The sequence below is a fragment of the Enterocloster citroniae genome (assembly GCF_040545455.1).
Classification (GTDB): Bacteria; Bacillota; Clostridia; order Lachnospirales; family Lachnospiraceae; genus Enterocloster; species Enterocloster citroniae.
Genome location: NZ_JBEPLZ010000003.1, coordinates 370758 through 386699, shown reverse-complemented (window position 1 = coordinate 386699; position 15942 = coordinate 370758). Strand labels below are relative to the sequence as shown.

Annotated in this window: 14 protein-coding genes; 1 reads left to right on the top strand and 13 read right to left on the bottom strand. The window is 49.9% G+C overall.

Features of this window, described 5'->3' with window-relative positions; genetic code table 11:
- Positions 1 to 159 precede the first annotated feature (159 nt).
- Positions 160 to 1782 (bottom strand): mannitol dehydrogenase family protein, encoded by a 1623-nt coding sequence (locus ABID13_RS05760; RefSeq protein ID WP_045092512.1) that lies wholly within the window; start codon positions 1780 to 1782, stop codon positions 160 to 162.
- A 341-nt stretch (positions 1783 to 2123) separates the two neighbouring features.
- Positions 2124 to 2264, bottom strand: coding sequence for a hypothetical protein (locus tag ABID13_RS05755; protein ID WP_007858493.1), 141 nt, complete (start codon positions 2262 to 2264; stop codon positions 2124 to 2126).
- 370 nt (positions 2265 to 2634) lie between these two features.
- Here ABID13_RS05755 and ABID13_RS05750 point away from each other — a divergent pair, with 370 nt between their 5' ends.
- Positions 2635 to 2853 carry a helix-turn-helix domain-containing protein gene (locus tag ABID13_RS05750; protein ID WP_007858500.1) on the top strand — a complete coding sequence of 73 codons (219 nt, stop codon included), beginning with the start codon at positions 2635 to 2637 and terminating at the stop codon, positions 2851 to 2853.
- Here the strand turns inward: ABID13_RS05750 and ABID13_RS05745 are convergent.
- The 11 genes from ABID13_RS05745 to ABID13_RS05695 form a co-directional block, all read right to left on the bottom strand.
- Entirely contained in the window at positions 2850 to 3569 is a 720-nt protein-coding gene (locus tag ABID13_RS05745; protein WP_052665715.1) for a hypothetical protein, read from the bottom strand. The genes ABID13_RS05750 and ABID13_RS05745 overlap by 4 nt on opposite strands.
- Before the next feature lie 175 nt (positions 3570 to 3744).
- On the bottom strand, positions 3745 to 5208 hold the full coding sequence (locus ABID13_RS05740; RefSeq protein WP_045092510.1) for a glycoside hydrolase family 32 protein: 1464 nt from the start codon (positions 5206 to 5208) through the stop codon (positions 3745 to 3747).
- A 46-nt stretch (positions 5209 to 5254) separates the two neighbouring features.
- Positions 5255 to 7162, bottom strand: a complete 1908-nt coding sequence (locus ABID13_RS05735; protein WP_242849269.1) for a sucrose-specific PTS transporter subunit IIBC — start codon at positions 7160 to 7162, stop codon at positions 5255 to 5257.
- Positions 7163 to 7421: 259 nt separating this feature from the next.
- Complete coding sequence (locus ABID13_RS05730) at positions 7422 to 8411, bottom strand: LacI family DNA-binding transcriptional regulator (protein ID WP_048930148.1); 990 nt, start codon at positions 8409 to 8411, stop codon at positions 7422 to 7424.
- 164 nt (positions 8412 to 8575) lie between these two features.
- On the bottom strand, positions 8576 to 8935 hold the full coding sequence (locus ABID13_RS05725; protein ID WP_045092508.1) for a YccF domain-containing protein: 360 nt from the start codon (positions 8933 to 8935) through the stop codon (positions 8576 to 8578).
- Complete coding sequence (locus tag ABID13_RS05720; RefSeq protein ID WP_048930149.1) at positions 8935 to 9393, bottom strand: hypothetical protein; 459 nt, start codon at positions 9391 to 9393, stop codon at positions 8935 to 8937. Before ABID13_RS05720 ends, ABID13_RS05725 begins: the two co-directional genes overlap by 1 nt.
- A 371-nt stretch (positions 9394 to 9764) precedes the next feature.
- Positions 9765 to 10760 (bottom strand): SPL family radical SAM protein, encoded by a 996-nt coding sequence (locus ABID13_RS05715; RefSeq protein WP_007858515.1) that lies wholly within the window; start codon positions 10758 to 10760, stop codon positions 9765 to 9767.
- Positions 10761 to 10905: 145 nt separating this feature from the next.
- Positions 10906 to 11301, bottom strand: a complete 396-nt coding sequence (locus tag ABID13_RS05710) for an SRPBCC family protein (protein ID WP_045092507.1) — start codon at positions 11299 to 11301, stop codon at positions 10906 to 10908.
- A complete protein-coding gene (locus ABID13_RS05705; protein WP_048930150.1) occupies positions 11298 to 12155 on the bottom strand; it encodes an AraC family transcriptional regulator in 858 nt (285 codons plus the stop codon). The genes ABID13_RS05710 and ABID13_RS05705 overlap by 4 nt, the downstream gene beginning before the upstream one ends.
- 180 nt (positions 12156 to 12335) lie before the next feature.
- A complete protein-coding gene (locus ABID13_RS05700) occupies positions 12336 to 14126 on the bottom strand; it encodes an ABC transporter ATP-binding protein (protein WP_045092505.1) in 1791 nt (596 codons plus the stop codon).
- Positions 14107 to 15861 (bottom strand): ABC transporter ATP-binding protein, encoded by a 1755-nt coding sequence (locus ABID13_RS05695; RefSeq protein ID WP_048930151.1) that lies wholly within the window; start codon positions 15859 to 15861, stop codon positions 14107 to 14109. The genes ABID13_RS05700 and ABID13_RS05695 overlap by 20 nt, the downstream gene beginning before the upstream one ends.
- Positions 15862 to 15942: the final 81 nt, after the last annotated feature.

Genomic DNA, 15942 nt, shown 5'->3' with positions numbered 1-15942 from the left:
AATATGACATTTTTGTTACGTTTTGATTAATTTCTCCCACTTTCTGTAAAAATATGAGACTAAAAATCCCGGCGGGAAGTGATCATCACTCCGGTCTGCCGGGATTTCTTTCTGGACCCTTCTATGAGCCGTTCTATGGGACATTCTCTGTCTTATTATCTATCGAACCTCTGCCAAATGCTTTTTAAGGGCTGCCCTTACGGCTCCTTTTCCTGCGATCAGTTCAGTGAATATGCTCTCCACATATTCTCCCAGGCCGGCCTCATACAGATCCACGCCGAATATTTTGGCATCGCTTAAAATGGGCTGCAGGACCATGTGCACATCGCACGCTTCTCCGATCCTGACACTGCTAAGCTTTGACGCCAGACCTTCATACATAGGATCCGGGCTTACGGTAAAGGCATTTCCTTCATCATCCACGCCCAAAAGATAGCGGCACCATCCGGCCTGCACCATGGGGATGAATTTGAGGGATCTGACATCCAGCTCAGGTCTTGCCATATATTCCTTAATGGTTTCCCCAAATCGGATGGAAAGCTTCTGTGAGGTGTCGCAGGCAATCCTCTGTGGCGTGTCAGGCATGAATGGGTTCGGCACACGGATCATCAGAACCTCATCAATAAACTTCTCAGGTGAAAGGATGCCCGGGTCTGTGACCACGGGAAGGCCCTCCTTGTATCCGATGATCTTCACCAGCTTTACCAGATCCTCGTCTTTCATTTCCTCGCTGATTTTGGTGTAGCCAAGAAGGCATCCGTACACAGCCAGGGTGGTATGCAGCGGGTTCAGGCAGGTACATACCTTCATACGCTCCACCTTTTCAACCGTATCCCTTGTGGTGAACATGACTCCGGCCTGCTCCAGAACAGGGCGTCCGTTTGGAAAAGCATCCTCGATCACCAGATATTCTGCCTCCTCCGCATTGACAAAAGGAGCCACGTATGTATTTTTGCTTGTGATAATGCTCTCCGTATCTGTAAATCCAGCTTCCTCCAGCATTTTCTTAACGCTGTCATCAGGACGAGGAGTGATCTTATCAATCATGCTCCATGGGAACGATACCTTTGCAGGATTCTCAATATATGCCAGAAATCCTTCTGCCGCCAGTCCCTTCTCATCCCATGCCTTGGCATAGGCATCCACTGCTGCCAGCAGTTTGTCGCCGTTATGGGAGCAGTTGTCCATGCTAACCAGGGCCAGGGGTGCCCCGCCGTGGGTGTATCTCCAGTGGCACAGGGATACCAGCTTGCCGATATAGCTGTCCGCCTTGTCAGGACCTGCTTCAAAATCAGACAATACATCCTGGCGGAAGGATCCATCGGCGGCAGTGATGCTGTAACCCTTTTCCGTAATAGTAAAGCTGACCATCTGGAGTGTGGGACTGGCAAAAATGTCCTTTAAACGGCTCCAGTCCGCCTCGTCCTGGCGGTCCACTGTCAGGGATTCGGCCAGACTGCCGATCACGGTCTTTTCAATGGTTCCGTTAGCCTTCAGGGTCACCAGCAGGCTTAAGTCATCCTGGGGCCTGTATGCCTTTTTAATGATCTCATAATCATATCCTTCAGCCACAATGATACCTGTCTTTTCAACGCCCTTATTCAATAGCTTCTGCTGCAGAGCTGCCGGAAATGCGCGGAAAATATTCCCCGCTCCAAAATGGATCCACTGAGGGCACTCCCTGGTTGCTGCTTTCATGGCTTCCCTGTCAAACTCCGGCAGTTGAATGCCGGCAGCTTCCCACTGTGCCCCGTTCTTCAGTTCACTGTCTAATAAATGCATGATCTTTCCCTCCTGAATGAATGATATTGCCCACTGTTGTATTGCCCACTGTTGACTTTTTAAACCTTTTTGTATTTCATGACCCTATCTTATCACCCAAAAAGCCAATAATCCATGTCCCTTTTTGCCGACTACATTGCAAAACTTGCTGTCACCGGGATAATGTCCGCTGCCCCATCCCGTGAATACCCACGATCACCTTATCAAGTATAAAAGAGACACCGCCCTCTTGACTTTCCTGAACATAAAAGGAGACCGTGGCGTTATGACCGGTCTCCTTTTACTATGTTGCCTTTATTATGTTGTTTTTCTTGTGTTACTTTTCCTTTTGTTGCTTTCCTTCACTTAATCACTGATGAAACACTGGAATGTTCCTTCTGGTCAAACATACCCTCAGAACTGGCCGCTGCCGCATTCACCATGATCAATAGTGCCGCCAGCAATACCCATGCAAAACTGCCCAGAACCTTTCTGATCTTCATCTTACTCCGCCTCCTGGATTCGATTCATAAGCTGCATCTTCCACGCTGCTTAGTCTCAGTCCGTTATCTTATTATACAAACTTTTCGGAAAAATGCAAGTCCTATTCCTCTTACTCTGTCTTACATTTTCCTTAAAAGAGAAGATGTTTTTTTATCCATACTCAAGGGGAATCCCCATTATTTCTCCGTTCTCTATATAGAAGCTTATGAAATAAGGCTTTTTTCACCTTTTTTTGCGGTAAATTCCGCACCCTTTGAGCCAGAGGACTATTTTATACGTTAAACTTGATTATAGTTTTTTAAGCGACTATGGTCATATTTTTAGCCGTATTTTATTCTATAAATATATCACAAGAAGAGAGGATACACCGTGATTACATATGAACCTTTTTGGAACACTTTAAAACATTCTGAGGAATCTACCTACACTCTGATTTATAATCATAATCTATCAAGCTCCACCATTGACCGGCTGCGCAAGAACAAACCTCTGAGCACAACCACCATCAATGACCTGTGCCGGATTCTGGACTGTGATATCAATGACATTATTTCCTATCAGCGGTCGGAAAACGATCAGGTGCTTTAGACAGCACTTCTTTCTGCTATCTCAACCGCCATCTTTGCCGCTGAATCCACCGCATCTTTGGCATCATCCTCCCAAAGTGCATATCGGATCCCGCCATGCTCCCATGTGGCCAGAACGCCATGTATATCAGAATTTTCTATGGTAACCTCCAGGGTGATCTCAATCCTTGCCCCATCTTTTGCCGTAGCCATCCAAGTCTGCTTCTTTTGCTCATCAAACATATAATAAAAGACCGATGGATCTCCATCCTCTGTCCTGCATGCCCGGACAATGACATCTGATCTTGAAAACTCATCATAGAACATGACCTGGCGGACGCCGCCCTCCTCCGTGCTGTACACCGGATCACTGTACCAGTTTTCATTCATCGGCAGCCCAATCTTTATCTCCTGCATTTCATGAGAGGAAAGAGCCCCACTGTCATCCGCACCTGGCGCTTCGCCGGACTGTCCTGACGCTTCTTTTGGCAGATCCCATAAATCGCCGGCGGATTCCGGCTGTTTTGAGCCTGACTGGTTGGCAGACGTCTCCTCTGATGGCAAAGCAGTCTCCTCCGTTGGCAAAGCAGTCTCCTCCATTGGCATATTCCTCTCCTCCGTTGTCACCGCTGCCGGCTGCGCAGACTCGGTCTTTCCCGTCCCTGACTGGCAGGCAGTGAGCATTAAACCTGTACACAGTGCAGCGGACAGGATCCTCGTTTTTATCCGAATTTTCATTAATACCTCCTCTTTTTCCGTTTCCCGGGACCACATTATGATTCATATTTTAGCATATAGCCCGGTTAATTGCAAAAGAAAGGATATGGCCCAAAGCCATATCCCCGGAATACCTCTGCTTATAATACCTCTGCTTATAATTCTTCTGCTTGTAATACCTCAGCCCATCGCGTCTCTACTCATATATAAATCCGGATAGATCATACAGATCAACGCATCCTGAACATGCTCCATCTGCCCGGATGCTTCCCTCCATCCCATATACTCTGGTGGTAAAGACTTCCTCCCCTCCGTTGACAAACACTTCCAGGGATGAAGTGTCGGAAAACACCTGAAGTTCCCTCAGATCATCAACCATTACGCTCCTGTTTGTCCTCCCGCTGCCCTTCCCCCCCATATCCAGGGTCAGCAGACGGTTTTCATAGTTCAGGGTAACTCCGGCGCGGAGGGTCAGGGTCACCCGGTCACATGCGCCAAACTGAAAGCATGCCTCGTAGACGATCTCTTTTTCCCCGGCCTCATTCAATTGTCCCAGATCATATGTCCTCCCATGGCAGCGCATGTGTTTCAACTCCTCCACCGGGGTCTGGATCAGGCGTCCCCCGGCCCAGTGAAGGACACGGGGAATGGTCAGGGCATGCTGCCAGCCGGCCTGTGTGGTGGGGTTGGTATAATCCGCATCCGGTATCCCCATCCATCCAATGAGGATGCGTCTCCCCGTTTCATCCTCAAAGGTTTGGGGAGCATAGAAATCAAAGCCCCTGTCCACCATGGATATTTTTTCTTGGTTGTCCTCCAAGCGATTCATACGATAAGTATTTGCCCCAAAATCATAATCCAGCCCCATAACCGTACACTGGTGCACATTCCAGAAGTCCACGCCTCTAGGAGCTACTCCCTGGGGGCAGCAGATCAGGCACAGCTGGCCGTCCAGCCAAAAGAGGTCCGGGCATTCCCACATATAACCAAAGGGCGCCTCTGTGGTGATCCTGTTATAATATTCCCAGTCCTTCAGGTTCTCCGACCGGTAAAGGAGGACCATCCCTTTGCTTTCCTTATCCCTGGCTCCAAGAGCCATATAGTAAGCGGATCCGTGATAAAAAACCTTAGGGTCGCGTATATGACAGCTCATATCCGCAGGATAGTCACGGTTGGTCATCAGGACCATTTTTTCCGAAAATTCGTATCCGTCCCTGCTGCTAAAATAGATGGTATTGCTCTCCCGTCCGCTCATAATATAATCATGATCATCCCTGTCAAAGCATTTCACATTACCTGTGTAAAAATAGTGGATAGTGCCGTCCTCCACAAAGGCAGAGCCGGAATAAACTCCATGGGCATCAAAATCATGGTCAGGAAATAGTACCGGTTCCTCGCTGGTATAACGGACAAAATCCTTTGTGGTATAATGCCCCCACAGCTTGATCTCGCCGGTGGGTTCAAAGGGGGTATATTGATAATAAATATGGTACAGGCCATGGAGCTGGCACAGCCCGTTGGGATCATTGAGCCAGCCGGTCTCCGGCATCAGATGGTATGCCAGACGGTTCGGGTCAGACTTTACCCGGTCCCTGTATGCCTGATGTTCCCCATACCATTTTTCATAATCTTCTTTGTTAACCTTATGATACTTTTTCAAAGCAAACTCCTCCTGGCGCCTGTGCTCCGACTGTCTGCAGTCATTTTTATTTATATACGGCGACCGCCCTGGTATCTTTGTCTACCTGTGAATCAGCGGATCGCCGGATCCTCAGACCTGCTCCCTCAGGTAATATCATCATGGTCTGTGGATTCAGCCCTTTTTCCCGGATGAGATCCAGGTCTGCCAATATCAGCGGATCCCCCTGCTTTACAGTGTCTCCCTGAGCCACATAGGCTTCAAAGCCCTGGCCGTCCAGCTGTACGGTGTTGATCCCTATGTGAATGAGGACCTCCACACCTGATTCTGTCCTGATACCCACGGCATGCCTGGTGGGGAACAAAAGTGTGACCGTTCCGTCACAGGGAGCATACACCATGCCGTCCTCCGGGTTGATCGCCACTCCATCTCCCAGTGCCTTTGAGGCAAACACCTCATCTTCGGACCGTTCAACGGGAATCATCTCCCCTTTCATGGGCGCATAGAGTACGGCTGTCTGGGTATCCGGTGTCTCAGGTGCCGGTAGCCCTGATACAGGCGCAGCCTTTGTGCTGTCCTGTTTCTCAAGCCCAACCTTTTTCCAGAATACAATGGTCAATGCAAAGGATACTCCCATGGAGAGAATGATCCCGATGGCAAAGTTCATATAATGATCCGGTTTCATGGAAATGAATCCGGGAAGGCCGGCTGCTCCCAGTGCCTGTGCCAAGGTCTTGGTCGCCGCCAGATAGGCGCTTCCCACTGCGGAACCTGCCATGGCCGCATAGAATGGATATTTTAACTTAAGGGTCACACCAAACATGGCCGGCTCCGTGATCCCCAGAAGTGCGGATATGCCGGAGGCGGAACAGATGGATTTGATCTTGTCATTCTTTGTCATCAGAAGTACGGCCAGCACAGCCGCGCCCTGAGCCACATTGTTCATGCTGGCCGTGGAGAAGATGAAACTGCCCCCGGTATGAACGCTGTCGGCAAGAAGCTGTGTCTCGATGGCAATAAAACTGTGGTGCATTCCCGTCATGGTAATGGGTGCATAGGCAAAACCGAATAAGGCTCCGCCCACAGGCCCCAAGGTATTATAAAGCCATGTGATCCCGGCCGCCAGCAGATTGCCCGCCTCCCTCAGGACCGGTCCCACGAAAATGAACGTAAGAAAGGAGGTAACAAGGATGGATAGCAGCGGCGTGGTCAGGTTATCCAGCCAGGACGGCGTCACCCTGCGCAGTCTCTTTTCAATATTTGCCAGGATCCATGAAACTGCAAGTACGGGAAGCACGGTTCCCTGGTATCCGATGGCCGCTATCTGAAATCCGAATATATTCCACATGGGAGGATCCGCGATTCCGATCTGGTAAGCGTTCAGCAGATCCGGATGGACCATGATCATTCCCATGGCGGCTCCCAGAAACGGGTTTCCCCCAAATTTCTTTGTGGCGCTGAAGCCTATGAGTACGGGCAGGAATACAAAGGGTGCATTGGCAAACGTATTAATGGCAGTGGCCAGTCCCTGCCACTGGGGAAACAGGGCAATGACCGCCTGGCCGTGGATCAGAGGTGATGTCAAAAGGTTGTTAAGGCCCATCAGCAGACCGCCTGCAACAATGGCCGGAATAATGGGTACAAAGATATCACTGAGCATTTTAATAAATCTTTGAACCGGATTTCCCTTTTCCTCATTCTTATCCTCCGGCTTTTCCTCCATGACACCCAGCTGCTTCTGTACTTCTGCGCAGACCAGGTTTACGGTGCCTGAACCGAAAATGATCTGAAACTGTGACTGTGTGAGGAATACTCCCTTCACCCCTTCAATATCACTGATGGCCTCCTCGTTGCGCAGTCCGTTATCTCTCAGCTGAAATCGCAGCCTTGTAGCGCAGTGGGCAACTGATCTGATGTTCTCTTTACCGCCTACATACTGAATTACCAGACCTGCTATTTTTGCGTAATCCATAATCTTTCCCCTTCCTTTACATTCAATCGTCCTTGGCGGATCTGCGCGGGCGTCCGCCATGCGTCCATGACAGGATTCCCCTGAGGCGTTCTGCCCATCCTCCGAAGGTTTTTGGTATCGGTTCCATACTTAAATATTAATACCTTTTGCCCTATATGTCAATTAAAATTTGGCACCGGTTCCATTTTTATGTGTAAAAAAACGCAGGGCTTTTTTGTGCACATTGTACAGTCATCAATGATACGCAAAAAAGTCCCTGCACTCATTTCCTTTTTTTTACACTCCCCCCCTCGATCATATGGTAATCTACGATCTGTTTTTTCGGCACCGGTTCCTCCTTTATAATCTTAAGAAGGGTCTCCGCACCCAGGTATCCCAGACCGTAAGAGTCAAATTTCAGGGTTGTAAGTTCCGGCTTTAAAAGGGTACTTTCATCATAACCGCCAAAGCCCACCACGGATACATCCTCCGGCACCCTGAGCCCGCGCTGGGCCAGCACCCTGTACGCGCCAAAAGCCAGACGGTCCGTGGCGCATATCAAGGCGTCAAGGGGACCCTGATCCAAAAGCTCCTCAGTCATCCTGATTCCGCTCTCATAGCTGTAATCCCCCGACACTGCCGATACATTGTCCACGTTCCACTCTCTCAGGCCGTCCAGCACTCCTCTCTTCCTGGTAATGCCCACGGCCTCATCAGACTCATACACCCCCAGATATCCCACACGCACAGGATGTTCTCTTCCGATATAGGAGCCCATGGCCTTCCCTGCCCCATAATCATCATAGACAACACAATTTCCCTGGTCATAATCCTGGGCCAGCACCACCACCGGTATGGGACTGTTCCTGATCAGTTCCCTGTGTTCCTCTGTAATGGTAATTGCGCTGAGCAGAATGCCATCCACCTTCAGGGTGATAAGGCGCTGTATGTTCTTTAATTCCAGTTCCACACTGTGATCCGAATCTTTGATCAGCGCCTCATATCCCTGCTCCCTTAGAAAGCGGCCGATGCTTGTGACCACCCTGCTCGTGATCTTGGAGTTCAGGGTGGGGAGCACCACGCCTATTACATTGCTTTCCCTTGCCTTCAGCCTTGCAAACGCATTGGGCTCATACTTGTACTCCTCTATGATCTCCTGGATCTTTACCCTGGTGGACTCTTTTACGCTTCCTCCGTTAAAATACCTGGATACCGTACTTTTGGTGACACCTGCCATGGAGGCGATATCATCCATGGTAATCTTCCCCGGCATATCCAACACCCTCTTCCTGTCAATCTCCTGTCAATAAAGCCGGGCGGTGTGCTGCCCGGCTCCCTTCTATGTGCTAGTATAGCAGAAATGCATCTGAATGTCCTCTGTTTTTTGCCGGAAACAAATACCGGAAGCAAATACCGGAAGCAAAAATCATCAGTCCTTTATACGACCCGGCTACCAAAGGGCATCAGCGCCAGCTTTGCCAGCTTAAACTGCTGCAGCCCGAATGGGATCCCCACAATGGTCATGCACAGCAGTGCTCCGATGATGGCTGATTCAATGGCCAGGGGCAGACCCGATACCACCAGCCAGATAATATTAAGCAGCAGAGAACCCGCCCCTCCTCCGTATACGACTTCTTTTCCAAAGGGAAAGAAGCTTAATCCCGCGAACTTAAAGCATTGCATACCCACCGGTATTCCTATGATGCTTATGCACCACAAACACCCTGTGAGGAGCCAGCTGAGACCGCTGATGCAGCCTCCGAATATAAACCATAACACATTTCCCAGACAACCCATTATTCATCCTCTCCTTTCTGTGGATCAGCCAACGATGACTGAAGATCATACAGCTGGCCGCGTATACGTGTTACCCTGTCCACAGCCTCACGTACCTGGTCTGATGCCTCGTAGATCTTGGACTGTACCATCCAGTCAGCCACGATTCCGTCAAAGAAATAGTCTGCGAATGTCAGAAAATTCCCCACATCCAGTTTAAATTCCCCCGGAAGGTCCACATCCAGCAGTTCCCGCTTCAGCCTGCGCAGCTGCAGCCTGGCGGACTCCATGGACTGCCTTGCCTCATCCATTCTGGAATGCTTCATAAAGGTGCCAAACAATCCTCCGCCCAGCATATCCCATATGCCCCAGCCAGCTGCCTTTGACAGGGACTGCCTTGCCTCCTCCAGGCTTGCCAGCGCCCTGTTGGCCGCCGCGATCGCCTCCGGTATTTCCTTGTACATGTTCTTTTTCTCCATAACAATCTCCTTTCTGTCATCTGACACTTAAAACATGTGCGCGGCAGATGGTGTTAGGATTCGTTTACGATATTTAAAAAGACTTCTATCGTGGTCGGCATCTGCCACAATAAAAGTCTTGCACATTTCATTTTATACGGGTGCTTCTCAGCACCAAGAAGACGATTTAAAATCCACCTGTGAACATCTGCTTCCAACTGGTCATACAAAGGTGGTTCGCTACTCCCTTTTATTAGAATGTATTATAACATTGCTTTCATACGGTGTCAAATACAAAACTTTGAATATTATATTAACATTTTGTGACAGTTCAGGACAGCTTTTCCCATTGGTGGTTGGTCCGGCCGTCCACGGCAGCCCCCGCTCTCCCGTCAGCTTATATAGAGGATGGGGACCGGGCCCAGAATCCGGTTGATCTCAGCCCTTAGAAACAGTTCCGCATCCGCCCTTGCCTCATTGCGGTAACAGTACCTGCCTCTGCCGCGCCCTGTCATCATGCCGCTGTCATACAGGTCCGGGGCATTGGGAAATGCCTCGCTGTTTATGGCTCTGTGCACATAGGAGTAGGTCATCAGGATAACTTCCAGGAACATCTGCTTTTTCATGCGTTCTGTCAGCCCGGCCTCCAGTTCCTCCAGCAGGCCGGTATAAAGTTCTCTCCAGTTTTCCGTAAGGATGACCGGCGCGATCAGAAGTCCGCAGGGATACCCATGGTCACACATGCGGTTGACAGCCTCTATGCGCTGGGCCAGGCTGGATGTGCCTAGCTCGATCCGGCTGATGACGGACTGAGGATTCACGCTCATGCGAAAGATCACCTTTTCCCTGTGATCCAGATCCAGGATCGGATCCACCATATGAAACTTCGTGGGAAATGTAAGCTTACCTGCGCCCTCCAGTGCAAAACGGGAAATGGTATACTGCAGATTGCCCGTAATGGTATTTTCCAGCACCAGGTCGCTGTTGCTCCCTATCTCAAAGGTAAGGGGCTGCTCGCTGGTCCTGGCCCGTTTAAGGATACGGTCAAGCATCTGCTCTCTGTTTACGAACAGGCGCAGATAGGCACATTTGTTGTAATTGCACACCAGGTAGCAATACAGGCACATGGCCGTACAGCCGGAGGAAGTGTATGGCACAAGATAATCCGACACCTTGTGATTCTCCACATATTTGTGTGTCTTTCTTATACCGATTATCAGGTTGCGCTTCATATGGCCAAACTCTGCATTTGGTTTTTCCTGCATTTCTTTAATGGAATTATGGCTCTGGATGGGGATCCAGGGCAGGTCCCCAAAATCATCCTTTAACTTCTGTCCCAAAGGGTAGGAAAGACTGTCCGGTTCATAATACACTGCGTCAAATTTCATGATCTCACCTTTCATCGCATGGATTTATCCCTGTTAGTATGCTCCGGATGAATCATGATTATCTTATCTGTCGGCGATTTTATTTAAAAACCTCCGGATTCCCTTCCCATCCCCGACTGTGCGGATATCAGCCGTCCGCATGTCGTCATTTTCCCAACTCCTTTTTCAGATCCCTGATATATGCGCTCTGCTGCTTTTTCAGATACATTTTTGCAAAAGGTTTCATGACTGCCTTTTTAACAGTCACCTGTTCCGTGAAATCAACAGTTGTCTGCCCGCTGTTTTCTGAGAATATGCCTATCCAGTGCCCGCTTATGTTATCATTTTCCATATCAAATTCCCATCGCTCCATGGGTATGCATGCGGTCACTGTAAAGACAGTGGAATACCCGCTTTTTGTATGCTCTATAAAAGTCTTATCATCCTGTATCTCTATCCTGTCCAGATCTCCTCTCCATTCATAATGGTCCAGGGAGGTCACAGTGTCCCAGACCCTTTTTATATCCCGGGGCAGCACTGCTTTTATAGTTGACTCCGTCATATCGGTCGCTCCTTTCCAACTGTCACCGGCAGCCAATATTCATATTGGGCATGGTCAGGATCAGCATGTATGTAAAGTTCCACATCCGGGGCTGTTCCGTATTCATAACCGGAATTCGGAAGCCATTCCGTTACCACACGGCGCTCCAGATCCTGTAATGTGCGGTTGGTACCCTCCCCCGGAAATATGGCCCACATGGAGGAGGGGACCGTGTATTCCTCAAATCCATGGCCCGTCCGTGTGGTGGGAACCGCAATATAGTATTTCCATACCTCGCGGCTGCCGCAGGCTGTCAGCCCCAGCAATCCTCCCGGTTCCCGGTCCATGATTGAAAGCATCCTGTCAATGGTACCGTCCATTACTGCCCGGTCCCACATATCCGGCACGGTCTTAAAGTTCTCCTCCATATCTCTAGCCAGCACTCTGGATATACCGGCAACCCTAAAGCAATCCCTGCGCTCGATCCTGTAATTCAGTTCCTCCGTCCCCTTTACCACCAGTTTAAAACTCAGGGGCGGATATGTCTTTAACATCACCCCCTCCTGTTTTGCCCGGGAGGGTGCCATGCCATGGACCGTACAGAAGGCGCGGGTAAAGGCCGTGGGGGAGGAATAACCGTACTTCAGGGCAATGTCAATGATCCTTCGTCCCCTCTGCAGATCCACTGCTGCCAGGGACATTTTCCTGCGGCGGATATATTCAGATAAGGGGATATCGCTCATAAACACAAACATTCGCTGGAATTGATAGGCGGAACAGCACACGATTCTTCCAAGGGCCTCGTAGTCAGTCTCTTCTGTAATATGTTCCTCAATATACTCCATCGCCTGGTTAAACCTGCCCACCCATTCCATAAATATCCCGCTCCTCTATCATACGAAATTTTAGTTCCTTTATCCTCTCATTTCATGCACAAAATTGAGAGGCGCCCTTACCTTTGGTAACAGCCGCCTCTTAAATCATGCTCTTCTATTATAATGCATTAGATCCAAAGGGGCAAGCCGCTTTGGTATCCTGGCAAATATCCATGGATTTTAACCGTTTTCATTTGCAAACTGGCTGTTATACAGCTTTGCATAAAGACCATCCCGGGCTATCAGATCCCCATGGGTCCCCACCTCCTTAATATCCCCTTCCTGCATGTATAAGATCATGTCCGCATCCTTGATGGTGGAAAGCCTGTGGGCGATCACAAAACTGGTCCGCCCCTTCATCAGGACTGCCATGGCTTCCTGGATCAGTACTTCCGTGCGTGTATCCACGGAGCTGGTCGCCTCATCCAGAATCATGATGGGACTGTCTGACAAAATAGCCCTGGCAATGGTCAGAAGCTGCCGTTCACCCTGGGCCAGGTTCGCAGCTCCCTCCTGCAGTACAAACTGATACCCGTCCGGCAGGGTATGGATAAAGGTGTCCGCCCTGGCCGCCCTGGCCGCTTCCATCACCTCTTCATCCCCCGCATCCAGTCTGCCATAACGGATATTTTCCATGATGCTGCCTGTAAACAGCCACGTATCCTGGAGGACCAGGCCAAAAACAGCCCGAAGATCCATACGCCGCATCTTTTTGATCGGAATGCCGCTTACAAGGATCTCTCCGTCATTCACATCATAGAAACGCAGCAGCAGATTAATCAGCGTGGTTTTGCCCGCGCCGGTGGGCCCCACAATAGCGACCTTGCTTCCTGGTTCCACCCTAAGGCTCACATCATGCATCAGGGTGTGATATGGCAGATATCCGAATTTTACATGCTTAAATTCCACGGAGCCGTCCACTGATTCCAAAACCACGGGGTGTTCAGGATCCGCGACTTCCTCGGTCTCATCCATAAATTCAAACACCCTGGCCGCTGCCGCTGCCGTGGACTGGAGGACATTGGCGATCTGCACCGTCTGGTTAATGGGCTGTGAAAACTGTCTCAGGTATTGGATAAATGACTGGATCATACCGATCGTCATTCTGCCGTCAATTGCAAAGGCACCTCCCACGATTACCACAAACACATACCCAAGGTTTGCCATTCCCTGGGTAACCGGCATCATGGTGCTGGACATAAACTGGGATCTCCAGCCGCTGTCATACAAGGTCCTGTTAGTTTCCTCAAATTCATCAATGGTCTCTTCCTCCGTGCCGTAGGCGCTGACAATGGTATGACCTGTGTACATTTCCTCCACATACCCGTTCAGTTCCCCCAAGGTCTCCTGCTGGTTCTTAAAATATTTCTGTGAAGCCCCTGCTATCTTCATGGAAAAGACAAGGGCAAGGGGTACGGTCACAATACCGATCAACGTCAGGATCGGGCTGATAAAGAGCATCATGGCCAGAATACATAGGACGGACGTCACAGCTGTGACGATCTGCTCCAGACTCTGCTGCAAACTGTTGGATATGGTATCCACATCATTGGTGATGCGGCTGAGCACATCCCCGTAGGTATTTGTATCAAAATAGTTCAGGGGAAGCTTTACAAACTTCCGGTCAATGCCGTTCCTCAGATCGCGGATGGTCTTCTGGGAAACCCTCACCAGGATGACCGTGCTGATATATTTAAAAACAGCGTAGAGAATATAAATGGAAGCCAGAAGGATCAGTATAACAGCAAACCTGCGTATCTCACCGTAGACCGGCTCCCCTCCTGTTACAAGTCCTGCCAGGGCATCCGTTGCCATTCCCAGCACAAATGGGCCGAAACTGTTAAAAAGGGATGAGAGGATGATAAAGACAACCGAGACGGCCAGACCTTTGCGATAGGGTCCCATAAAACGAAGAAGGCGCCTGAAAACAGCATTGGGATCCGGCTTTTTATTATGGCTGCTTGGTTTCATTTTTCCCTGCCTCCTCCTGGGTGAGCTGGGAATACACAATCTCCCGGTATACCTCGCAGCTCTTCATCAGTTCCTCATGCCTGCCCTGGCCAACACACCGGCCATCCTCCAGCACCAGGATCCTGTCCGCATTTTTAATGGTACTGACCCGCTGCGCCACCAAAATCACAGTGGCGTCACCGGCTTCTGTCAACAGAGCCGCTCTCAGGGCCGCGTCTGTCTTATAATCCAGCGCTGAAAAGCTGTCATCAAACAGATAGATCTCCGGTTTTCTGGCAATGGCCCTTGCAATGGCCAGACGCTGCCGCTGTCCGCCTGATACATTGGAACCGCCCTGGGATATGGGTGCCTCAAACCCGCCCTCCTTGGCAGTGACAAAATCATAGGACTGCGCAATGGATACCGCGTGCTCCACATCCCTCTGATCCGGATGTTCCAGGCCGTATCCCACATTTTCAGCAATGGTTCCCTTGAAAAGAAATGCCTTTTGGGGCACCAGACCGATCTTACCGCGAAGTGTCCTAAGCTCCATATCCTTTACATTCACCCCGTCTACCAGCACCTCTCCCTGCTGCACATCATAAAATCTGGGAATCAGGTTCACCAGAGTGGATTTGCCGCTTCCTGTGGAACCTATGATTGCCGTAACCTCCCCGGGCGCTGAATCAAATGATATGTGCTCAATGGCCGGAGCCTCTGCGTGGGGGAAGGTGAACGTCACATCCCGAAAGGATACATATCCCCTTCTGTCCGTTTCTGTCACCCCATCATCACGTCCGGACACGGCGGGCAAGGTTTCTAACACTTCATTGATCCTGCCCGCAGAAACCGCTGCCCTGGGATACATGACAAATATCATGGACAGCATCATCACCGACATCATAATCTGCATCACATACTGGATCACAGCAATGATGTCCCCAATGGGAATCGCTGTATGAATATTGATGATCTGGTATCCCCCAAAGGCAATGAGGGCAACCATGGTCGCGTACAGGATCAGGCTCAGCCCGGGTATCATAATCCCCATGATACTGTTCATGCGGATGGTATTGAGCATAAATTCATCATTGACCCTGTGGAATCTCTGTTCCTCAAACTGTTCCGTCCCAAAGGCTCTGGCAACACGGATCCCTGTCAGCTTCTCCCTGGTGACAAGGTTGATCTCATCCAGCTTTTCCTGCATCTTTCTGGACAAAGGCGATGCAAGTCGGGCTATGATCAGGACAAAGGCGATCATGACAGGCAGGGAAATGATCAGGATCATGGACATGGTCGCACTTTTTGCCAGGGCCAGCACCACCCCGCCAATACACATGATGGGAGCCATCAGGCAAACCTTAAGAAGCATATTCATGAAAGTCTGGACCTGGACAACGTCATTGTTGGTTCTTGTGATCAGGGATGAGGTGGAAAAACCGTCAAATTCTGTCTGGGAATAGAACTGTACCTTTCGGAATATCTTACTCCGCACAATCTTCCCAAAGCCAACGGATGCAAGGGAAGCAAAAAAACCGGTTCCCACACTGCACACAACCCCCAGCAGCACAAACAACAGCATGGCTCCTCCAATTGATACCACCTGTACCTTATCCCCATTCGGAATCGCGGTATTGATTACCTCCGAGAGATACATGGGCAGGGCAAGATTGGCGGCCACGGAACCGACCACGGTGATAAAAAGCAGCAGAAGAGCCCATTTAAACAAAAACAATTCCTTATACATATGTTTCATGCCAGACCTCCAGTATATATCTGGTCACATTATGCGCTGTTTGCCTATGATCAATACCTTTTTTGCCGTGGACAAGAAAAA